Source organism: Leucobacter chromiiresistens, assembly GCF_001477055.1.
Classification (GTDB): Bacteria; Actinomycetota; Actinomycetes; order Actinomycetales; family Microbacteriaceae; genus Leucobacter; species Leucobacter chromiiresistens_A.
The window spans coordinates 51,630-72,691 of record NZ_LDRK01000013.1 but is presented as its reverse complement, the minus strand read 5'-3'; the positions used below and the strand labels follow the sequence as shown (position 1 = coordinate 72,691).

Below are 21,062 nucleotides of genomic sequence, written 5' to 3'. Positions count from 1 at the left end.
GGGGCCGATCCCAGCCCGATGCGAGCTAGAATGAACCCGCTATGGCTACTTTCGGAAACCTCTCGGCGCGACTGACCGACACCCTCAAGAACCTCCGGTCGAAGGGCAAGCTCTCCGCGTCCGACGTCGACAGCACGGTTCGCGAGATCCGGCGCGCCCTGCTCGAGGCCGACGTCGCACTCGACGTCGTCAAGGAGTTCACCGCGAAGGTGCGGGAGCGCGCGCTCGGCGACGAGGTGAATCAGGCGCTCAACCCGGCGCAGCAGGTCGTGCAGATCGTCAACGAGGAGCTCGTCGCCATCCTGGGCGGGGAGCAGCGTCGTCTGCAGTTCGCGAAGAATCCGCCCACCGTCATCATGCTCGCGGGTCTGCAGGGCGCCGGCAAGACGACGCTCGCGGGCAAGCTCGCGAAGTGGCTCCGCGACCAGGGGCACACGCCGCTGCTCGTCGCCTGCGACCTGCAGCGGCCCAACGCGGTGACGCAGCTCGGCGTGGTGGCCGAGCAGGCCGGCGCAGAGATCTTCGCGCCCGAGCCGGGCAACGGCGTCGGCGATCCCGTGCAGGTCGCGAAACGGGGTGTCGCGGAGGCGCGGTCCAAGCACTACGACTTCGTCATCATCGACACCGCGGGGCGCCTCGGCGTCGACGCCGAGCTCATGCGGCAGGCATCCGATATTCGCAAGGCCACCGATCCCGACGAGGTGCTCTTCGTCATCGACGCGATGATCGGCCAGGACGCGGTCGCCACGGCCCAGGCCTTCCAGGAGGGCGTCGACTTCACGGGCGTCGTGCTCACGAAGCTCGACGGCGATGCGCGCGGCGGCGCCGCGCTCTCCATCCGCAGCGTCACCGGCCGGCCGATCCTCTTCGCCTCCACCGGCGAGGGGTTGAAGGACTTCGAGCCGTTCCACCCCGACCGCATGGCGAGCCGCATCCTCGACCTCGGCGACATCCTCACCCTCATCGAGCAGGCGCAGTCCGCGTTCGACGAGGAGGAGGCGCGCAAGGTCGCCGAGAAGATCGCGAAGGACGCGTTCACCCTCGACGACTTCCTCGGTCAGATGCAGCAGCTGCGCAAGGCCGGATCGCTGAAGAAGATGATGGGCATGCTGCCCGGCATGGGCAAGATGCAGTCGCAGCTCGACAACTTCGACGAGCGCGAGATTGTGCGCACCGAGGCGATCATCCAGTCGATGACGAAGGCCGAGCGCGAGAACCCGAAGCTGCTCAACGGTTCGCGCCGACTGCGTATCGCCAAGGGCTCGGGCATGACCGTCACCGATGTGAACCAGCTCGTGCAGCGCTTCGAGCAGGCGGCCAAGATGATGAAGACCGTGGCCCGCGGCGGCGTGCCGCAGATCCCCGGCATGGGCCCCGTGCCCGGCATGGGCGGCGGCCGCAAGAAGTCGCAGCCCGCGAAGGGCAAGGGCAAACGGCAGTCGGGCAACCCGGCGAAACGCGCGCAGCAGGCAGCGGGCATCGCGGCGAAGCCGGCCGTCGGCGGTCAGAGCGGCACCGGCTTCGGGCTCGGTGCGGGCGGCGCCGGGCAGCCGAGCGAGGAGGATCTCGCGAAGCTGCAGCAGATGCTCGGCAAGGGCATGCGCTAAAAGGCCTGATCGCAGCAAAAATTGCATTGCCGCCCCGAGTGTGGCAAGATTGACGGGTTCGCGCAATTCGCGCGCCCACGCTTCCGCGATCCGGCCGACCGGCACGAGACGCGGCGTCGTTCATCGATTCAAGGAGTCATCATGGCTGTCAAGATCCGTCTCAAGCGCCTCGGCAAGATCCGCGCGCCCTACTACCGCATCGTCGTCGCCGACTCGCGCACCAAGCGCGACGGCCGCGTCATCGAGGAGATCGGCAAGTACCACCCGACCGAGAACCCCTCGTTCATCGAGGTCGACTCCGACCGTGCGCAGTACTGGCTGAGCGTCGGCGCCCAGCCGACCGAGCAGGTCGCCGCGATCCTCAAGCTCTCGGGCGACTGGGGCAAGTTCACCGGCACCGGCGAGACCGAGTCGAAGATCCTCGCCCCCGAGGCGAAGGTTCCGTTCGAGGCCGACGCCGCGAAGAAGCCCGTGCTGCGCCCCAAGGCCGAGAAGCCCGCCCCCGCAGCAGCAGAGGCCCCGGCCGCGGAATCCGCTGACGAGTCGACCGAGGCCTGACCCCTGTGACTCAGCAGGCTCTCGCGGAGGCGCTCGCGCACCTCGTTCGCGGCATCGTCGATCACCCTGAGCGGGTGCGCGTCGATGCGCGCGACGGGAGCCGCGGAGACGTGCTCGAGGTGCGTGTGCACCCGAGCGACCTCGGCCGCGTCATCGGTCGTGGCGGCCGCACCGCGTCGTCGCTGCGCACGCTCGTGCTGTCGCTCGCCGATGGCGCCCGCGTGCGCGTCGACGTGGTCGACACGGACGCCGCCGAGGAAGCGGAGCCTGAAACCTGATGGCAGAGCCGAATGGGCGCGTGCACGCTCCCCGTCCCGCGAGCGGGGCGGGGAGTTTGCGCGTCGGGCGCCTCACGAAACCGCACGGGCTGAAGGGCGGGCTCAAGGTCGAGCTCTTCACCGACAATCCGGAGCTCCGGTTCGTGCCCGGAGCCGAGTTCCACCTGCAGGTGCCCGAGGGCTCGCCCTGGTTCGGTCGCACGATCACGATGCGCGAGCTCCGGTGGTTCAACGAGTCGCCCGTCGCGTTCTTCGCCGAGGTCGCCGATCGCACGGCGGCCGAGAGCATCGTGCGCGCGATCCTCTGGATCGACGAGCAGGCCGTCGCCGAGGGCGAGGAGGAGGACGCGTGGTACCACCACCAGCTCGTGGGGCTGGACGTGGTGCGCGACGCGGAGGAACCGGGCGGGGCCCCCGTGAAGCTCGGGGTCGTCGCCGAGGTGCAGCACCTCCCGGCGCAGGACCTGCTGGTCGTCTCGACCGACTCCGGTCCGGTGCTGGTGCCGTTCGTCACGGCGATCGTGCCGAGCGTCGATGTCGAGGCGGGTATCGTGCGCGTCACGCCGCCTGCGGGTCTCTTCGACGCGTCGGAGGCCGAATCCGACGGCACGGACGGCTCCGCGGGCGCTGCTGAGCCCCGCGGCTCCGAGCAGGGCGACACGACCGAACCGGAGTCCGGCAGGGTGTCTGGGCCGTCGGCATGAGGATCGACGTCGTCTCGATCTTCCCCGGCTACTTCGATGCGCTCGAGCTCTCGCTGCTCGGCAAGGCGCGCCAGCGCGGCCTCATCGACGTGCACGTGCACGACCTGCGCGACTCGGCGCACGACAAGCACCGCACCGTCGACGACACTCCCGCGGGCGGCGGCGCCGGCATGGTGATGAAGCCGGAGCCGTGGGGCGAGGCCCTCGACGGCATCCTGGACGATGCCGATGCGGACGCCGAGCCGCTCATCATCTTCCCGTCGCCGGCCGGCGAGGTCTTCACGCAGGCGATGGCGCGCGAGCTGGCATCGGAGCGCCACCTCGTGTTCGGCTGCGGCCGCTACGAGGGCATCGACCAGCGGGTGTTCGACGAGTACGCGAGCCGGGGTCGCGTGCGGCTCGTGAGCATCGGCGACTACGTGCTCAACGGGGGAGAGGTCGCCGCGATCGCGATGATCGAGGCGATCGGGAGGCTGGTGCCCGGGGTGGTCGGCAACCCGGAGAGTCTCGTCGAGGAGTCGCATGAGGCGGACGGGCTGCTGGAGTACCCGAGCTTCACGAAGCCCGCGAGCTGGCGCGAGCGCGCGATTCCCGAGGTGCTGCTGAGCGGCAATCACGCGGCGATCGACGCGTGGCGCCGCGAGCAGCGCATCGAGCGGACGGGCCGCGTCCGACCGGAGCTGCTCACCCGCGAGCTCCTGGGTCGGCCTCCGGGGCGGCACGCCGCCGAGTGACGGGGGCCGCCGGGCCCGGCGCGCGCGTTCGGCGGCGCCGGGCGCTGCCTCTAGGCTGGACGCATGCGTGATGTGCTTTCGGCCGTCGTCGGCAAGACGGTTCGCCAGGTCGCCCGGCTCCGCGGCGGCGGTTCGGCCCTGCCCGGTCTCGTCATCGAGAAGCTCGACCCCGGGTTCCTCGGGCGTGTGCTGGGGCGGTTGCCCTACGGCGTGGTCGCCGTCAGCGGAACGAACGGCAAGACGACCACCACGAAGATGGTCGTCGAGCTGCTCGAGGCGCGGGGCCTGCGGGTCTTCACCAACCGCACCGGATCCAACTTCTCCCGCGGAGTCGTCGCTGCGGCGATTCAGGAGAGCGACGCGCGCGGCCGCCTCGACGCCGATATCGCCGTGCTCGAACTCGACGAGGCGCACGCGATGTACTTCATCGATCGCGTGCCGCCGCGCTTCACGCTGCTGCTGAACGTGCTCCGCGACCAGCTCGACCGCTTCGGCGAGATCGACACGACGGCGAAGCTGCTGCAGCGCATCGCCGATGCCACGACCGAGGGGCTCGTCGTGAACCGGGAGGACCGGTTGATCGCCGCGATCGGCGAGCTGACGCGCGCCCGCGCAGGCGACCGGGTCGACGTGCGCGAGTTCGGTCTGTCGAACGCCCTGCTGGCGACCTTCCCGAGCGACGACGACTTCCATCTCTCCGCGGAACCCGGCGTGACGGTGGAGACCGGGGAGGAGCCGCGCGACGTGCGGCCCGCCGCCGATGTGATGCTGCTCGAGATCGGCGACCACGAGGCGCGGTTCGGCATCGACGGCGAGGAGCACCGGACCACGCTGAAGCTCGAGGGGCTCTACAACACGTTCAACGCGGCGGCGGCGCTCGCGCTCGTGCGCCAGATCCTCGAGGCCGGCCCGCTCGCGTCGGGAGGCGGCGCGGCGCGCGCGGCCGCGACGAACGCCGAGCTCATCGAAGCGCTCGCACAGATCCGCCCGGCGTTCGGGAGGGGGGAGCAGCTCGTGCTCGACGGCGAGCCGCTCGAACTCGTGCTCGTGAAGAACCCGGCCGGCTTCCGGCTCGGTCTCGCCTCGTTCGCAGCGGACGGCGTCGCAGCCATGATCGGCATCAACGACCAGTACGCCGACGGGCGCGACATGTCGTGGCTCTGGGACGTCGATTTCACGTCGCTCTCCGCTGCGGGGGTCGACACCGTCGCGGGCACGCGCGCCTGGGACATGGCGCTCCGCCTCGAGCACGACGACGTGGCCGTCGGGCACGTCGAGGAGGACCTGCGGCGGGCGCTCTCGGCGTTCCGCGAGCGGACCGTCGGCCGCCCGCGGCGCATCTACTGCACCTACACCGCGATGCTCGAGCTGAGGCGGGCGCTCGCGGACCTGACCGATGTGGAGGACGTCTGGTGAACGACATCGAGCGCGAACTCGTCATCGTCTCGCTCTACCCGCGAGACATGAACATCTACGGCGACCGCGGCAACGTGCTCTCCCTGGCCCGCCGTACCGCGGCGCACGGCTTCTCGCCGCGCATCGTCGACGTGAACCCGGGCGACGCGCTCCCCGAGACCGTCGACATCGTGATCGGCGGCGGGGGGCAGGATTCGGGGCAGGGCCGCGTCGCGCTCGACCTGGCGCAGCGGGCCGACCGCATCCGCGCGCTCGCCGAGGACGGTGTGCCCATGCTGATGATCTGCGGGCTCTACCAGCTGTTCGGCCACCGCTTCGTCACGCACGCGGGCGACGAGCTCACCGGCATCGGGGTGCTCGACGTCGAGACGCTCGGCGGCACGGAGCGGATGATCGGCAACGTCGTGCTCGACACGGACGCGTTCGGCGAGGTGATCGGGTACGAGAACCACAGCGGCAGCACCCGTCTCGGGTCGGGATCGACCCCGCTCGGCCGGGTGGTGCAGGGCGCCGGCAACGCCCCCGACGCGGGGGTCGAGGGCGCGCGCACGGCGAACGTGATCGGCAGCTACCTGCACGGGTCGCTGCTCCCGAAGAATCCGGCGATCAGCGACTTCCTCATCGGGGAGGCCGCTCGGCGCCGCTACGGCTCGTTCGAGCCCGCCGCAGAGACGCACGAGGCCGTGCACCGCGCCCGGGAGAGTGCGAAGCGGCGACCGCGGTAGGGGATCCGAAACTTTTTCTCGGAGCCGGGAATATTCGTTTGCATGTAATAGTTGTGCTCACCAGACCCAGCACCGTTACATGAAAGGCACGATATGTCCATCACTGCAGAGCAGATCCCCGGGTACCGCGTCGGAACCTGGACCATCGACCCCACGCACTCCGAGGTCGGCTTCTCGGTTCGCCACCTCGCCATCAGCAAGGTCAAGGGCAAGTTCGAGAGCTTCGAGGCAACCTTCACGACCGCTGAGAACCCGCTCGAGTCGAGCGTCACCGCGAGCGCCGACGTCGCCTCGGTGAACACGAACGAGAAGAACCGCGACGGCCACCTCGCCACCGGCGACTTCTTCGCCGCCGACGAGTTCCCGAAGCTCACCTTCGTGTCGACCGGCGTGCGCGAGGAGAACGGCTCGTTCTTCGTCGACGGCGATCTCACGCTCCGCGGGGTCACGAAGCCCGTCACGTTCGATTTCGAGTTCGGCGGCTTCGGCGAAGACGCCTACGGCAACTACAAGGCCGGCTTCACCGCGACGACGCAGATCAAGCGCGAGGACTTCGGCCTCACGTGGAACGCCCCGCTCGAGAAGGGCGGCCTGCTGCTCGGCTCCGACGTGACGATCACGCTCGACGTGCAGGCGGCGCTCCAGCAGTAGTCCGCTCGCCGATCGCCCGAAACCGCCGTCCCGCATCGGGGCGGCGGTTTCGCGTATCAGTCGAGTTCGCCCGTGATGCGGCCGCGCACGCGGCGCAGATCCTCCATGAGCGACCCGATGAGCACCCAGTGCCGCTCGTTCGGCCGGGGAATGGTGAGCGGCGTCGTCAGCGCCAGCGGCTCCGGCACTGCCTCGGCGCCGGGCTCGGACTGCACGAGGAGCTCGAGATCGTGCGCCGCCCGTCGCATCTCCTCGGCCATGCCGATGACGAACGGATCCTCGGTCAATTCGGGATCGTAGAGGTCCGCGAGTGCGCGCGCCATGCCGATGATCTGCGTCACGATGCGTTGCAGACGCTGGAACTGCGCGTCGTCGTCGGCGAGCCCCTCCCGGTAGCGCCGGCTGCGCGGGTTGAAGCGGAGGCTCTCGCGCGCCTCGCGCAGCAGCGCGTGCACCCGGGTGCGCTCGTCTTGCAGCCCCCGGGCGTCGGCGAGCATCTCCGCGAGCCACGGCCGATCGCGGGGCTCGTCGAGGGCGTCCGCGATGCGGCGCAGCACCTCCGCCGAGTGCTCGGTGAGGTCGACGATGGCGAGGTGCACCGAGGAGGTGCGCACGGGCGCCACGATCAGGGCGTTCAGCAGCACGCCGATCGCCGCCCCGATCGCGGTCTCGATGAGCCGCTCCGCACCGTAGTGCAGCTGCAGGCCCCCGAGTGCGATCATCAGCAGCGCGCTGATCGCGACCTGGTTCGCTGCGGAGGGGGTCATGCGCAGCAGCCAGCCCACGCCCATCGCGACGATGATCGCCGCGATGAAGAGCCACGACTGCGGGCCGAAGAGCGCCCCGGCGCCGATCGCGACGCCCACGCCCACGAGCACGCCGACGACGCGCTCGATGCCGCGGGTGAGCGACTGGTCGACGTTGTCCTGCATCACGATCAGCGCCGCGATGGCGCCGAAGATCGGCAGCTGCTCGGGGAAGATCGCGAGGCAGATGAACCACGTCAGGATCGCCGCCGCCGCTCCTTTGGCGAGCTGCCACCAGGCGGGGCGCACGGACACGGTGAAGCGGCCGGTGAGGTCGCGCTCGAACCGGCGCCAAGGCCGGGTCACCGGACCGGTCACAGCAGTCCCAGCTTGCGCAGCTCCTCGCGCAGCGTGGCGCCGTCGGGGCCGTACACCCAGGGCACGCCGCTCGTGCTCCGGTGCAGGCGCGCCTTCGACCGGCCGCCGGCCAGCACCGCCTCTCCGACGGAGAGCTGACGGATGAGTACGGCGGCGACGTTCTCGGGGTGGACCGTCGCGAACTCGTGGTACAGCGCCTCGTCGTGCTGGCCGTCGTCGCCGATGAGGATCCAGCGGACCCCCGGGAACTCCCGAACGATGCGGCGCAGCTCGCGGCGCTTGTGCTCCCGGCCGCTCCGGAACCAGCGATCGTGGGTCGGGCCCCAGTCGGTGAGCAGCAGCGGCCCCATCGGGTAGAGGTTGCGGGCGAGGAAGCGGCTGAGCGCGGGGGCGGCGTTCCAGGCCCCCGTCGAGAGGTAGATCACGGGGGAGCCGGGGTGCTCCGCCATCAGGTGGTCGAGCATGACCGCCATGCCCGGGGTGGCGGAGCGGGCGTGCTCGTCGAGCACGAAGCTGTTCCACGCCGCGACGAACGGCCGGGGGAGGGCGGTGAGCAGGATCGTGTCGTCGATGTCGGAGATGACGCCGAACTCCACCTCGGGATCGACGATGTTGACGGGGGCGTCGGCCGCTTCGCTGTCGCCCGCCTGGAGCGTGACGGTGTGCCACCCGGGCTCGAGCTGCACGGGCACCATGGCGTCGATCACGCCGCCGCGGTCAGCGGTCACCTCGGTGACCGGTTCGCCGTCGATGAGCACGCGCACGGTCTGATGCGGCACGGAGAGGCTGGTGAAGGTGCGCCACCCGCGGACCCGGGACACTTCGGCCACGTCGGGCCGGAATCGTGTGTGCTCACGACTCTCGGGGCGCAGGTAGAGCACGCGGCCCAGCACCCGCACCCACTCGGTCGTGCCGTACCCGATATAGGGGATCACGGAGGGCTTCTTGCCGTGCGCGATCGCCCGGCGCGCGCGACGGCTGTGCAGCCAATCCTCCAGGCGAGCCGCGAAGCGGGGTCGGGGGTCTGGTGCAGCCGGCGAAGTCACCCGCCCAGTCTAGGGCGTCGGCGGGTGCGGATCCTCAGGTGATGCACTGGTTGCCGCCAGGTCGAGATGACGCTGCTCGCGTCGCAGGAACCACTTCTTCGCCCCCCAGATCGCGAGTGCGACGAGCGCGGCGAATCCGGCGAATACGAAGCCGGCGCCCTTCACCCGGTCGGCCAACTGGTCGAATCCGGCGGCGGCGCCGAACCCGAGGGTCACGACGATCAGCGCCCACACCACGCTCGCCGAGGCCGTCCAGCCGAGGAATCTCAGATACCGCATCCCCGCCATCCCGGCCGAGAGCGGCACGAGCGAGTGCAGCACCGGCAGGAACCGGGAGAGGAACACCGCGATCCCGCCGCGTTCGCCGAGATAGTGCTCGGCGATGCGCCAGTTGCGCTCGCCGAGCCTCCTCCCGGCGCGGCTCGCGCGGATGCGGGGGCCCGCCCAGCGGCCGAGGAGGAAGCCGAGGCTCTCGCCCGCGACGGCTCCGAGCACCAGCGCGATCACGAGCCAGACGAACTCGGCGGCCGAGGTCACTCCGATCGCGGAGACGAGGGCGATGGTGTCGCCGGGCACGATGAGGCCGACGAAGACGGACGTCTCGAGCATCATGCCGATCCCCGCGAGCAGCGTCCGCAGCACCGGGTCCAGGTCGCGGAGCCATTCGATCACTGCGCTCAGGAAGTCGGTCACCCACCCGAGTGTAACGACGGCGTCGGGGCGACTCCTCCGCGCCCCCGTCGGCCGACCGTTCGACGTCGAGAGATATTCCGTTCGGCGTCGAGTGAAATATGCTTCGAAGCCGAAGCGCATTCGCAGGAGATTCACAGAAACGCTAAAATTGAGCCAGTCGGCATCCAGCCGATGGCTCCGGCGAGAATGACATCTCGTGGCGGATCTCACTAAGGGAGTGCACCCTCGGTGGGGTGCGCGACCTTCGTTCGGGAGCAGTACATGAACGAGTTCTTCGATCCTCTGACGTTGTCGCGGTGGCAGTTCGGGCTGACGACTCTCTACCACTTCATCTTCGTCCCGCTGACGATCGGCATGTGCCTGCTGGTCGCCATTCTGCAGACCGCATGGGTGAAGACCGGCAAGGCCAAATACCTGCGTCTCACGCGCCTCTTCGGCAAGATCTTCCTCATCAACTTCGCGATGGGTGTCGTGACCGGCATCGTGCAGGAGTTCCAGTTCGGCATGAACTGGTCGAACTACTCGCGCTTCGTCGGCGACATCTTCGGCGCACCGCTCGCGATGGAGGGTCTCATCGCGTTCTTCTTCGAGGCGACCTTCATCGGCCTGTGGATCTTCGGGTGGGACAAACTGCCGAAGAAGATCCACCTCATGACCATCTGGTTCGTCTGGCTCGGCACTGTGGCCTCCGCCTACTTCATCCTCGCGGCGAACGCCTTCATGCAGAACCCCGACGGGTTCACCATCAACGAGGAGCGCGGCCGCGCCGAGCTCGAGAGCATCGGCGCGGTGCTCACCAATCCGGTCGCCGTGACGCAGTTCCCGCACACCATCTTCGCCGCGGTGATGTTCGCCGGGGTCGTCGTCGTCTCGACGGCCGCCTGGCACCTGCGCCGCGGTCAGTACCTCGACGAGATGCGCACGGCGCTGCGCTTCGGCGCCTGGACCAACCTCATCGCCTTCATGGGTGTCGGCCTCACCGGCCACTCCCTCGGCATGGTGATGACCCAGACCCAGCCGATGAAGATGGCCGCCGCCGAGGCGCACTACGAGACCTCGTCCGGAGCCGACGCCTCGTTCTCGCTCTTCAGCCTCGGCACCCCCGACGGAGCGCACGAGATCTTCTCGATCCGCATCCCGTACCTCCTGTCGTTCCTCTCGAACGGCACGTTCGACGGGTCCGTCGAGGGCATCCGCGACCTCCAGGCGGAGTACACCGCGCGCTACTGCGGTGCCGACTCGCTCCTGACGTGCCCGACCGACGGGCAGTTCGCGCCCATCATCTGGGTCACGTACTGGGCGTTCCGCTGGATGATCGGCCTCGGCGCGCTCGCCGCGCTCGTCTCGGCCGTCGGGCTCTGGATCACCCGCAAGAAGATGGACCTGCCCGACTGGGCGTGGAAGGTCGCCATCTGGACCGCCCCGCTCCCGATGCTCGCGTCGCTCGTCGGCTGGATCTTCACCGAGATGGGCCGCCAGCCGTGGATCGTATTCGGAGTGATGACGACTGAGCAGGGAGTCTCACCCGGCGTGCCGGGCTGGGCGGTGCTGATCTCGATGCTCGTCTTCACCATCGTCTACGGGGCACTGGCGGTCGTCGAGTTCAAGCTCATCACGAAAGCCGCGAAGGAGGGCCCGCCCGAGATCGCCCGCAGCACGGACGCCGACGGCAAGCCGGGCGACGTCGACCACCAGCAGCTCGCCACGGTCTACTAGGAGACGGACATGGAACTCACCACACTCTGGTTCTTCATCGTCGGGGCCATGCTCATCGGCTACTTCGTGCTCGACGGATTCGACTTCGGCGTCGGCATGGCACTGCCGTTCCTCGGCCGCGACAACACGGATCGCCGCCTCATCATCAACACCATCGGGCCCGTCTGGGACCTGAACGAGACCTGGCTGATCGTCGCCGGCGCCTCGCTCTTCGCGGCCTTCCCCGAGTGGTACGCGACGATGTTCTCGGGCTTCTACCTCGCGCTCCTCGTGATCCTCGTCGCGCTCATCCTGCGCGGCGTCTCCTTCGAGTACCGGCATCAGGGGAAGGGGCGCGCCTGGACCCGCTGGTTCGACCACTTCATCTTCTGGGGATCGGTCGTGCCGCCCCTGCTCTGGGGCGTCGCGTTCGCGAACCTCGCCCAGGGGCTGCCGATCGAGCCCATGGAGAACGGCGGCTGGATCTACCAGGGCACGCTCCTCACGCTGCTCAACCCCTACGGATTGCTGGGCGGGATCACGATGCTGCTCATCACCTGCACGCACGGCCTCGTGTTCATCTCGCTGAAGACCGCGGGCGACATGCGCGAGCGCGCTCGCGACCTCGCCAAGAAGGTCGGCGCAGTCGCCATCCTCGCGGGCGCGGTCTTCCTCGGGTGGACGATCATGCAGCACACGACCAGCCCCACGCTCTGGGTTGTGGTGCTCTGCTCGGCGGTGGCCGCCGTCGCGCTCATCGTCGCCTGGGTGGCGAACGTCCTCGGCCGCGAGGGCTGGGCCTTCACCGGCAACGCCATCGCGATCGCGTTCGCGCTGCTGGCGATCTTCATGGCGATGTTCCCGAACCTCATGCCGTCGAGCATCGACCCCTCGTACTCGATGTCGGTGGCGGGTGCGGCGAGCTCCGAGAAGACGCTCGAACTCATGACGTGGGTCGCCGTCTTCACGCTGCCGCTCGTGCTCGCCTATCAGGCCTGGACGTACTGGGTGTTCCGGAGGCGCCTCACACGGGACGCGATTCCCGTGGGCGCGCACTAGGCCCGCTCCGCGCGGCCCGGGGTTTCATCTGATGTGAAGCCCCGGGCTCCCGTAGACTGCCTCGGGCGGAGGAGACGCCCGCCGCCCACCGACCCTCAGGAACCTCGTGAAACCCTTCGACCCGAGACTGCTCCGCTATGCGCGCGCCGCGCGGGGCGTGCTGCTGATCGGCGCCGGGCTCGGGCTGCTGCGCACCTGCGCGGTGCTCGCCTGGTCCTGGTGCCTCGCGAACGCCATCACCGCGCTCGCGCTCCCCGTGATGGACGGCATCCCCGGGGTGCGGGGGCGCATCGACGAGGGCGCGTACGGCGCGGCGCAGCTCACCTGGCTCCTCCTGGGCGCCCTCGCCGCCGTGCTCGTGCGCTCGCTCGCCGGCTGGGGGATGGACGTCGTCGCCGCGCGCGGTGCGGTCCGCGTGAAGGCGCAGCTGCGATCCGCCGCGCTCGACGCACTCGATGCCCGCTCGCCGCAGCGCGACTCCGGCCCCGGAGACGCTGAGCTGGCCACGTCGCTCGGTCGCGGGCTCGACGCGCTCGACGGGTACTTCTCCGGCTACATCCCGCAGCTGCTGCTCACGGGCGTCGCAACGCCCATCCTCGTGCTCGCGGTGCTGCTCGCCGATCCGCTGAGCGGGCTCATCGTGATCGTGGTGTTCCCGATCATTCCCGTCTTCATGATCCTCATCGGTCTCGCCACGCAGGCCGTGCAGGATCGGCAGTGGAGCCAGCTGCAGCGGCTCTCGTCATCGTTCCTCGATGTCGTGGGCGGGCTCGCGACCCTCCGCATCTTCGGCCGGCAGGACCGGCAGATCGCCCGCATCTCGCGCGAGACCGAGGAGTACCGCTCGCGCACGATGAGCGTGCTGCGCGTCACGTTCCTCTCGGGGTTCGTGCTCGATCTGGCCGGCACGTTCTCGATCGCGCTCGTGGCGGTGACCGTCGGCACGCGGCTCGTGAGCGGCGAGTTCCCCCTCGGGCTCGGGCTCTTCGTGCTGCTGCTGCTCCCGGAGACCTTCGTGCCGATCCGGCAGGTCGGCGCCGCATTCCACGCGTCGACGGAGGGGCTCGCGGCCGCCGGACGGGTCTTCGCGATCATCGAGTCCGAGGATGAGCTGCGCGGTGCCGCGAGCACGTCGCGGCGGACGGAGCTCGAGAGCGGAGCAGCGGCCGGCGCAACGGCCCCTGCGGCGCAATCGGTTCTCCGGTTCGACGAGGTGAGCGTCGCCCGCAGCGGGCGCCGCGTCGTCGGACCCACGTCATTCGCGGTGGATCGCGGCGAACTCGTCGCGATGGCCGGTCCATCGGGAGCGGGCAAATCCACGCTCGTCGCGGCCCTGCTCGGCTTCGTCGCGCCCATTCGAGGCCGCATCGTCGCGCCCGAACCCATCTCCTGGGCCGGCCAGAGACCGGGACTGCTGCACGGCAGCATCTCCGCCAACGTCGCTCTCGGAGACGACGCGCCCAATGGCGGGCTCGTGCGTCGCGCGCTCGACGCCGTCGGTCTCCAGCACCTCGACGGCGCCGCGGAGCTGGGCGTCGCGGGCGCCGGGGTCTCGGGAGGGCAGGCGCAGCGCATCGCCGTCGCGCGGGCGCTCTACCGGGCGTGGAACCTCGACTGCGCGGTGCTGGTGCTCGACGAGCCGACCTCCGCCCTCGACGCGGAGAGCGAGGCCGTCGTCTGCGCGGCGCTCCGCCGCGAGGCCGACGCCGGGCGAGCGGTGCTCGTGGTGAGCCACCGGGAGGCCGTGCATCGCGCCGCCGATCGGGTGGTGCGCGTCGTGGCGGCGCGCCCCGAACCGACCACCGCGGGGGTGGGCGCATGACCCGCACGGGCGCGTTGGCCGACCGGGAGCAGCGGGCGCGGCATCGGAGCGCGGTGCTCGCACGGGCCCTCCCGAGCCGAGCCCGCCGCATGCCGGGCATCGCGCTCGGCGTGCTCGCCGACGCCAGCATCGTGGGTCTGCTCGGCCTGAGCATGTGGCTCATCGTGCGGGCCGGAGAGCAGCCGCCGATCCTCCACCTCACGTTCGCGATCGTGGGCGTGCGCGCCCTCGCGATCGGGCGCGCGGCCTTCCGCTACGCGGAGCGGCTCGCAAGCCACGACGCGGCGCTCGCCCAACTCGCGGTGCTGCGCTCGCGCACCTTCGCGGCGCTCGTGCCGCGCGTACCGGGTGCACTCGAATCGCATCGCCGCGGCGAGGTGCTCGCCGCATTCGTCGACGACGTCGACCAGCTGCAGGACGAGGCGCTCCGCGTGCGCCAGCCGCTGCTCGTGAGCGGCATCGTCACCGCGCTGAGCGTCGTCGTCGTCGCGTTGATCTCGGTGCCCGCCGCGCTCGTGCTGCTCGGCGCGCTGGCGCTCGGCGGCGGGGCGGCGATCGTGCTCTCCCGCCGCATCTCGGGCGCGCAGGACCGCGAGGTGAGCGCGGCGCGGGCGGCCGTGGTCGACGCGCTGCTCGAACGGTTCGCCGCGGGCGAGGTGCTGGCGGCCTTCGGCGCGATCGAGATGCAGCGCGACCGGATCGCCGTCGCCGAGCGCCGGCTCGCGTCCCTGCAGCTGCGGCGCGCGCGCTCTGCGGGCCTCACCGCGGCGGTGCTGGGCTGCGCCGCCGGAGCCGCCTCCCTGCTCGCGATCCTCGTGATGATCCCGAGTCTCGGGGACGGGCTGTCGGCGCCGCTCTTCGCAGCGGCGGCGGTGGTGCCCGCGGCGGTGTTCGAGGTCTTCGCGCAGGTGCCCGCCGCGCTCGCCGCGAGGCGGGGCGTGGAGGCGAGTGCCGATCGCGTCGCAGAGCTGACCGAGGGCGAGCTGCCCGCCGAGCTCGTCGGCGATGCGGGCCGCGAGGGTGCGTCGCCGTCCGCTCTCGCCTTCGCATCCGCCCCGTCGCCGGGAGCTCCGCTACTCGAGGTGCGCGGCCTCGCCGCCCGCTATCCGGGTGCGGAGCGCGACGCCATCAGCGGCGTCGACTTCGCCCTGGCTCCTGGTGACACCCTCGTCGTGCGCGGCGCGAGCGGCGCCGGGAAGAGCACCCTCGCCCTCGCCCTCGTCCGCTTCCTCGAATCGCGCGGCGAATACCGGCTGCGCGGCGTCGATGCGCGCGCGATGCACCCGGATGCCGTGCGCGAGGTCGTGGGGCTCTGCGAGCAGCGGCCGTACCTCTTCGACTCCGATCTGCGCCAGAACCTGAAGTTCGCCCGAGACAGCGACGCGCGCGGCACGGCGAGCGACGACGACCTCTGGGAGGTGCTCGACCGCGTCGGACTCGCCGACTGGGCGCTCGAACGCGGCGGGCTCGACGCTCGTCTCGGGGCGGACGGCGCCTGGATCTCGGGCGGCCAGGCGCAGCGCATCGCGCTCGCGCGGGCGATCCTCGCCGACTTCCCGGTCGTCGTGCTCGACGAGCCGACCGCGGGAGTCGACCGCGAGCTCGCGGATCGCCTCGTGCTCGACCTGCTCGGGGCGGTGCCCGACGACCGGGCCGTCGTGCTCATCACGCACACCGAGCTGCCCGAGGGGATCAGCACACGGCTCGTGGAGCTGTGACCGCCTCCCAGCGGCGGTCGAGCATCTCGCGGAACCGGGTGAGCCGCTGAACGTCGGGCGGCGCGCAGCGCACGTCGTCGATGCGGCTGACCCATCGGATGCCGTGCAGCGCGTTCACCGCCCACACCTCGCATTCGGCCAGCTGCTCGGCGGTCGCGATTCGAGGTGCGAACCGGGCGGCCTCGCGCAGCAGCGCCTCCGTGACCGACGGCACGCGGCGGCTCAGCGCCGATACCGCGCCGAGGTGGGAGACGGGATCCCACCAGATCAGGCTCGTGGTCGCCCCTTCGAGTACCCGGCCCCCGGCGTCGAGCAGCAGCGGCTCTGCTCCGAGTTCCCGGTTCAGGGCGCGATACGCCTCGATGTTCGGCCCCTTCCGGTGCGCCAGCGGCCGGGCGCCGCGAGGCGCCGACCGCAGCGCGATCGAGTCGCCGATGGACGGAAGCGGACGGAGGGCGAGCTCCAGCTCCGGAGCCTCCCCGCGGCTCTCGGGGCTCGGCGCCCAGAGCTCGAGGCGGGGGAAGCCCTCGCCGCCGGAGGCGAGGCGATCGGCCGCCTCAGAGAGGAACGCCGAAATGTGCTGCTCCGGGCTCGCGGCGTTCGCGCCGGTCCCGGCCTCCTGCGGCTCGAAGCACTCGCGCCAAGCCTCTCCGGCGGCTCGGGAGAAGCGTTCGAGGTGGAGCGAGAAGCCCCGCACGGCGACGCCGCCGGCCCGAGCGCGCACCCGGAACGAGTCGGCCGCGAGCAGCCTGCGCGTCCCACCGCGCGCGACCGCCTCAGGCATCGCCTCCGCCGCCTCGCGCTCCGCGGGGCGCGCCGCTCGTGCCGCGTCCGCCTGATGCATGCCGCGAGCGTATCACCGGCAGTACGCTGAGACGATGTCCGAACCGATGCCTCCGCTCGTGACGCGCCCCCTGCCGTCGCCCGGCCTCGGCGCGGAGATCGACGCTGCCGGACTCGCCCGACGGCTCTCCGCCGAGGGCGCCCCCTGGTTCTGGTGGGACGGCCGCGGCGCCGAGGCGGGGGAGGCGCGCGTCTCGATCCTCGGGATCGCGAGCGAGGTGCGACGCGCCGCCCCCGGCGAGGAGCACGCGTTCCTGGAGCGGATGCGCGGCGAGACGGGCGCCGTCGCCGCGGACGACACGCTCCGAGCTGCAGGGGGCGCCTCCCTGTCGCGGCGCGGCTTCGGCGGAGGGTGGGTGATCGCGCTCGCCTACGAGTTCGGATCGGCCCTCCTCGGCGTCCCGCCCGCTCCCGCGCGCGCGGCCGTCCCGCCCGATGTCGTCGCGCCCGTCGCCGTCGCGCTGCGGTGCGAGGTGGTGGTAGCCGTCGATCACGACGCGAGCACGGTCGAGCTGCGCGGGCCGAACGGGAGAGCGATCGACGAGTGGCTCGATCGGCACGGTCGGCTGCTGCGGCCCGTCGCGGCCGGAGGAGCCGCGGAGACCGTGCCGGCTGCATCGCGTTCCGGGGGCGCCGCCGAGACCGTATCGGGCCCGTCGCGCCATGACGACGGCGACGCGCCCCGCTGGCGCCGCAGCGACGCGGAGTACGCCGAGGCGGTCGAGCAGTGCCGGGCGGCGATCCGCGCGGGCGAGGCGTACGTGCTGTGCCTCACCGACTCCGCCGAGGTGCCGGGTGCCTACGACCCGGTCGAGGTCTACGAGCGGCTGCGGGCGGCCGGGCCGCCGATGCGGGGCGGCATCGTCGATGTCGGCTCTCACGTGCTCGTGAGTGCGAGCCCCGAGCGCTTCCTCTCCGTGCGGGGTCGTCGCGTCGCGACGCATCCGATCAAGGGCACCCGCAGGCGGGGCGGCTCCGACCGGGCCGACCGGGAGCTCGCCGCGCAGCTCGCCGCCGATCCGAAGGAGCGTGCCGAGAATCTCATGATCGTCGATCTGATGCGCAACGATCTCAGCCGGGTGTGCGAGCCGGGGTCCGTGCGCGTGGATCGGTTCCTCGAGGTGGAGGCGCACCCGCACGTGCTGCAGCTCGTCAGCTCCGTATCGGGCGCGCTCGTGCCCGGCTCGGGGGTCTGGGACGCGATCGCGGCCGCGTTCCCCGGCGGGTCCATGACCGGCGCTCCGAAGCGCCGAGCCGTGGAGCTGCTGCAGCGCATCGAGGGCGGGCCGCGCGGGTTCTACTCGGGGTGCTTCGGATGGATCGATCGCGGGGGTGACGCCGAGCTGGCGATGACCATCCGCACGGTGGAGCTGCACCGCGGTCGTCGCCCGGCCGCCCTGGCCGCGGCCGGTGGCGGCATCACGATCGATTCGATCGCGGCGTCCGAGGTCTCGGAGAAGCACGTGAAGGCCGCGGCGCTGCTCGAGGCGCTGCGCTCCGCAGCGCGCTGAGTCGTCGGCATCCGCCGCCCGCGAACCCGGTATTCTGGTCGGAAGTGTGCGCTCGCGAATGCGGGCGATTCGAATCGAGATCGAGGTATGTGTGACCGAGCAGCAGGGGCGCGACGCCGAGGGCTACGACTTCCAGGCGATTCAGGATCGCTGGCTCCCCGTCTGGGATGAGCTGAAGCCGTTCGAGGTCGACACCGCGGGGGCGGCGGCGCAGTCGGGCGAGCGTCCCAAGAAGTACGTGCTCGACATGTTCCCCTACCCCTCCGGCGACCTGCACATGGGCCACGCGGAGGCGTTCTGCTTCGGCGACGTGCTCGCGCGGTACTGGCGCGGCCAGGGGTACGACGTGCTGCACCCGATCGGGTGGGACTCGTTCGGGCTGCCGGCGGAGAACGCCGCGATCAAGCGCGGCGTCGACCCGCGCGAGTGGACGTACGCGAACATCGCGCAGCAGAAGGCGTCGTTCCGCATCTACGCGCCCTCGTTCGACTGGAGCCGTGTGCTCCACACGAGCGACCCCGAGTACTACCGGTGGAACCAATGGCTGTTCCTCAAGATGTACGAGAAGGGCCTCGCCTACCGCAAGGCCAGCTGGGTCAACTGGGATCCGGTGGATCAGACGGTGCTCGCCAACGAGCAGGTGCTCGCCGACGGCACGTCGGAGCGCTCGGGCGCCGTGGTCGTCAAGAAGAAGCTGACGCAGTGGTACTTCCGCATCACCGACTACGCGGATCGCCTGCTCGACGACCTCGACGCCCTCGAAGGGCAGTGGCCCGCCAAGGTGCTCAACATGCAGCGCAACTGGATCGGCCGATCCCGCGGCGCCGAGGTCGAGTTCGAGATCGAGGGCCGCGAGCAGAAGGTGCCGGTCTTCACCACGCGACCCGACACGCTGCACGGCGCGACCTTCATGGTCGTCGCCCCCGATTCCGACCTCGCGGCGGAGCTCGCGGAGGGCGCCTCCGAGGAGGCGCGCGCGGCGTTCCGCGACTACCTCGCCGCCACGCAGAAGCAGACCGAGATCGAGCGCCAGAGTGCCGATCGCGAGAAGACCGGCGTCTTCCTCGACCACTTCGCGGTGAACCCGGTGAACGGCGAGCGGATTCCGGTGTGGGCCTCCGACTACGTGCTCGCCGACTACGGCCACGGTGCGATCATGGCCGTTCCGGCGCACGATCAGCGCGACCTCGACTTCGCGCTGAAGTTCGAACTGCCGGTGCGCGTCGTCGTCGACGTGCGCGACGCCGACGGCGCCCCCCTGCCCGACCCCGCGGAGAGCGGCGTCGCGACGGCGGGCGAGGGCGTGCTCGTCAACTCGGGCGAGCTCGACGGATTGCCGAAGACCGAGGCGATCGCCCGCGCCGTCGAAGTGCTCGAGGAGCGGGGCACCGGCCGGGCCGCCACCACCTACCGGCTGCGCGACTGGCTGATCTCGCGGCAGCGCTACTGGGGTACGCCGATCCCGATCCTGCACCACGAGAACGGGGAGATGCGTCCGGTCGACGCCGACGCGCTGCCCGTCGAGCTGCCGGCCTCCGAGGGCCTCGATCTCAAGCCGAAGGGCGCCTCGCCGCTCGGCGCGGCGACGGAGTGGGCGACCGTGGTCGACCCCGAGACGGGCGACACCTGGACGCGCGATCCCGACACGATGGACACGTTCGTCGACAGCTCGTGGTACTACCTGCGATTCCTGTCGTCGAACGATGCGACGCAGGCGTTCGACCCGGCCGCCGTCAACGCGTGGGGCCCGATCGACCAGTACGCGGGCGGCGTCGAGCACGCCATTCTGCACCTCCTCTACTCGCGGTTCATCACGAAGGTGCTGCACGATCTCGGGTACCTCGAGTTCGACGAGCCGTTCACCGCGCTCCTCAACCAGGGCATGGTGCTGCAGGACGGCGCGAAGATGTCGAAGTCGAAGGGCAACCTCGTCGAGTTCGCGAGCGAGCTCAAGGCCCACGGCGCCGATGCGCTGCGCGTGACCCTCGCCTTCGCCGGACCGCCCGAGGACGACATCGACTGGGCCGATGTGTCGGTGCAGGGCTCCGCGAAGTTCCTCGCGCGGGCGTGGCGGATCGCCGACGACGTGCAGGGGGCGGGCGCGCCCCGCGGCGCGTCGTTCGCCGAGGGCGACGCCGGGCTGCGCCGGGCCACCCACCGCCTCCTGGCAGACGCGCCGGGGCTCGTCGAGGCGTACAAGTTCAATGTCGTCGTCGCGCGGCTCATGGAGCAGGTGAACGTGACCCGCAAGGCGATCGACTCGGGCGCCGGTGTCGCCGACGCCGCCGTGCGCGAGTCGGCGGAGGCGATCGCGGTCATCCTGTCGCTGTTCGCCCCGTACGCCGCTGAGGACATGTGGGCGAAGCTCGGGTACGAGCCCAGCGTCGCCCTCGTGGAGTGGCCGAAGGCCGATGAGTCGCTGCTCGTCGAGGACGAGGTGACGATGGTCGTGCAGGTCGACGGCAAGGTGCGGGATCGCCTCACCCTTCCGGCGTCCGTCTCGGAGGCGGATGCCGAGGCGGCCGCCCGCGCGTCTGCCGCGGTGCAGCGGGCGATCGGCGATCGGCAGATCGTGAACGTGATCGTGCGCGTGCCGAAGATCGTCAGCATCGCCACGAAGCCCGCCGCCTAGCCCGCCCGGCGGCTCCGCCGCCGGGCGTCGGCTGCGCCGCCGGGCGTCGGCTGCGCGGCCGTGAGCGGCACCGCCGCCGGGCGTCGGCTGCGCCGCCTCCTGCGCGAGCGGGGTCACTTGCGGAGCGTGTCGCATGCCCGACACGCTCCGAAAACGACCCCGCTCGCTCGAGCGGCGGCGCGCGCCTCCGTGGTCTGCGCTCGCCGCTCACATCGGAGCAGCGAGCGCCGGAGATCGCCGGTTCTC

18 protein-coding genes are annotated in these 21,062 nt (G+C 71.0%); 14 read left to right on the top strand and 4 right to left on the bottom strand.

Going from position 1 to position 21,062, the window contains the following annotated elements:
- Nucleotides 1–41 precede the first annotated feature (41 nt).
- The 8 genes from ffh (at nt 42) to NS354_RS02750 (ending at nt 6,673) form a co-directional block, all read left to right on the top strand.
- Nucleotides 42–1,607: a signal recognition particle protein gene (gene ffh / locus NS354_RS02785; RefSeq protein ID WP_058593093.1), complete on the top strand. Its 1,566-nt coding sequence runs from the start codon at nt 42–44 to the stop codon at nt 1,605–1,607.
- Between the two features lie 141 nt (nt 1,608–1,748).
- On the top strand, nt 1,749–2,165 hold the full coding sequence (rpsP, locus tag NS354_RS02780; RefSeq protein WP_058593092.1) for a 30S ribosomal protein S16: 417 nt from the start codon (nt 1,749–1,751) through the stop codon (nt 2,163–2,165).
- Between the two features lie 5 nt (nt 2,166–2,170).
- Entirely contained in the window at nt 2,171–2,443 is a 273-nt protein-coding gene (locus NS354_RS02775) for an RNA-binding protein (RefSeq protein WP_058593091.1), read from the top strand.
- Nucleotides 2,443–3,147: a ribosome maturation factor RimM gene (gene rimM / locus NS354_RS02770; protein ID WP_058593090.1), complete on the top strand. Its 705-nt coding sequence runs from the start codon at nt 2,443–2,445 to the stop codon at nt 3,145–3,147. Before NS354_RS02775 ends, rimM begins: the two co-directional genes overlap by 1 nt.
- Entirely contained in the window at nt 3,144–3,881 is a 738-nt protein-coding gene (gene trmD, locus NS354_RS02765) for a tRNA (guanosine(37)-N1)-methyltransferase TrmD (protein WP_058593089.1), read from the top strand. The genes rimM and trmD overlap by 4 nt, the downstream gene beginning before the upstream one ends.
- 63 nt (nt 3,882–3,944) lie before the next feature.
- Nucleotides 3,945–5,297, top strand: coding sequence for a Mur ligase family protein (locus tag NS354_RS02760; protein ID WP_058593088.1), 1,353 nt, complete (start codon nt 3,945–3,947; stop codon nt 5,295–5,297).
- A complete protein-coding gene (locus NS354_RS02755) occupies nt 5,294–6,022 on the top strand; it encodes a type 1 glutamine amidotransferase (RefSeq protein ID WP_058593087.1) in 729 nt (242 codons plus the stop codon). Before NS354_RS02760 ends, NS354_RS02755 begins: the two co-directional genes overlap by 4 nt.
- Nucleotides 6,023–6,115: 93 nt before the next feature.
- The gene (locus NS354_RS02750; protein ID WP_058593086.1) at nt 6,116–6,673 is read left to right on the top strand and encodes a YceI family protein; all 558 of its coding nucleotides are present in this window, start codon (nt 6,116–6,118) and stop codon (nt 6,671–6,673) included.
- Nucleotides 6,674–6,729: 56 nt separating this feature from the next.
- Here NS354_RS02750 and NS354_RS02745 read toward each other — a convergent pair whose 3' ends face one another.
- From NS354_RS02745 to NS354_RS02735, 3 genes are read right to left on the bottom strand one after another with little or no spacing between them, the layout of a single operon-like run.
- Nucleotides 6,730–7,797, bottom strand: coding sequence for an FUSC family protein (locus tag NS354_RS02745; protein WP_058593085.1), 1,068 nt, complete (start codon nt 7,795–7,797; stop codon nt 6,730–6,732).
- A complete protein-coding gene (locus NS354_RS02740) occupies nt 7,794–8,843 on the bottom strand; it encodes an App1 family protein (RefSeq protein ID WP_058593084.1) in 1,050 nt (349 codons plus the stop codon). Before NS354_RS02740 ends, NS354_RS02745 begins: the two co-directional genes overlap by 4 nt.
- A gap of 9 nt (nt 8,844–8,852) precedes the next feature.
- Nucleotides 8,853–9,536 carry a DedA family protein gene (locus NS354_RS02735; protein WP_058593083.1) on the bottom strand — a complete coding sequence of 228 codons (684 nt, stop codon included), beginning with the start codon at nt 9,534–9,536 and terminating at the stop codon, nt 8,853–8,855.
- A gap of 261 nt (nt 9,537–9,797) precedes the next feature.
- Between NS354_RS02735 and NS354_RS02730 the strand changes: the two genes are divergently transcribed.
- The 4 genes from NS354_RS02730 (at nt 9,798) to cydC (ending at nt 15,830) form a co-directional block, all read left to right on the top strand.
- Nucleotides 9,798–11,252 (top strand): cytochrome ubiquinol oxidase subunit I, encoded by a 1,455-nt coding sequence (locus NS354_RS02730; RefSeq protein ID WP_058593132.1) that lies wholly within the window; start codon nt 9,798–9,800, stop codon nt 11,250–11,252.
- A gap of 9 nt (nt 11,253–11,261) precedes the next feature.
- Nucleotides 11,262–12,290, top strand: a complete 1,029-nt coding sequence (cydB, locus tag NS354_RS02725) for a cytochrome d ubiquinol oxidase subunit II (protein ID WP_058593082.1) — start codon at nt 11,262–11,264, stop codon at nt 12,288–12,290.
- Between the two features lie 106 nt (nt 12,291–12,396).
- Nucleotides 12,397–14,112, top strand: a complete 1,716-nt coding sequence (cydD, locus tag NS354_RS02720; RefSeq protein ID WP_058593081.1) for a thiol reductant ABC exporter subunit CydD — start codon at nt 12,397–12,399, stop codon at nt 14,110–14,112.
- On the top strand, nt 14,109–15,830 hold the full coding sequence (cydC, locus tag NS354_RS02715) for a thiol reductant ABC exporter subunit CydC (protein WP_058593080.1): 1,722 nt from the start codon (nt 14,109–14,111) through the stop codon (nt 15,828–15,830). The genes cydD and cydC overlap by 4 nt, the downstream gene beginning before the upstream one ends.
- Here cydC and NS354_RS02710 read toward each other — a convergent pair.
- On the bottom strand, nt 15,805–16,674 hold the full coding sequence (locus tag NS354_RS02710) for an aminotransferase class IV (protein WP_058593079.1): 870 nt from the start codon (nt 16,672–16,674) through the stop codon (nt 15,805–15,807). The genes cydC and NS354_RS02710 overlap by 26 nt on opposite strands.
- A 34-nt stretch (nt 16,675–16,708) precedes the next feature.
- Between NS354_RS02710 and NS354_RS02705 the strand changes: the two genes are divergently transcribed.
- Nucleotides 16,709–18,184, top strand: coding sequence for an anthranilate synthase component I family protein (locus tag NS354_RS02705; protein ID WP_241490310.1), 1,476 nt, complete (start codon nt 16,709–16,711; stop codon nt 18,182–18,184).
- Between the two features lie 58 nt (nt 18,185–18,242).
- Nucleotides 18,243–20,816, top strand: a complete 2,574-nt coding sequence (gene leuS / locus NS354_RS02700) for a leucine--tRNA ligase (protein ID WP_058593077.1) — start codon at nt 18,243–18,245, stop codon at nt 20,814–20,816.
- The last annotated feature ends 246 nt before the right edge of the window (nt 20,817–21,062 follow it).

Bases quoted from the DNA above. Each gene is read 5' to 3' on its own strand.
- leuS (WP_058593077.1), top strand. From the start codon at position 18,243: ATGCGGGCGATTCGAATCGAGATCGAGGTATGTGTGACCGAGCAGCAG.
- NS354_RS02705 (WP_241490310.1), top strand. From the start codon at position 16,709: ATGTCCGAACCGATGCCTCCGCTCGTGACGCGCCCCCTGCCGTCGCCC.
- cydC (WP_058593080.1), top strand. From the start codon at position 14,109: ATGACCCGCACGGGCGCGTTGGCCGACCGGGAGCAGCGGGCGCGGCAT.
- rimM (WP_058593090.1), top strand. From the start codon at position 2,443: ATGGCAGAGCCGAATGGGCGCGTGCACGCTCCCCGTCCCGCGAGCGGG.
- trmD (WP_058593089.1), top strand. From the start codon at position 3,144: ATGAGGATCGACGTCGTCTCGATCTTCCCCGGCTACTTCGATGCGCTC.
- rpsP (WP_058593092.1), top strand. From the start codon at position 1,749: ATGGCTGTCAAGATCCGTCTCAAGCGCCTCGGCAAGATCCGCGCGCCC.
- cydB (WP_058593082.1), top strand. From the start codon at position 11,262: ATGGAACTCACCACACTCTGGTTCTTCATCGTCGGGGCCATGCTCATC.
- ffh (WP_058593093.1), top strand. From the start codon at position 42: ATGGCTACTTTCGGAAACCTCTCGGCGCGACTGACCGACACCCTCAAG.
- NS354_RS02730 (WP_058593132.1), top strand. From the start codon at position 9,798: ATGAACGAGTTCTTCGATCCTCTGACGTTGTCGCGGTGGCAGTTCGGG.
- NS354_RS02710 (WP_058593079.1), bottom strand. From the start codon at position 16,674: ATGCATCAGGCGGACGCGGCACGAGCGGCGCGCCCCGCGGAGCGCGAG.
- NS354_RS02750 (WP_058593086.1), top strand. From the start codon at position 6,116: ATGTCCATCACTGCAGAGCAGATCCCCGGGTACCGCGTCGGAACCTGG.
- NS354_RS02760 (WP_058593088.1), top strand. From the start codon at position 3,945: ATGCGTGATGTGCTTTCGGCCGTCGTCGGCAAGACGGTTCGCCAGGTC.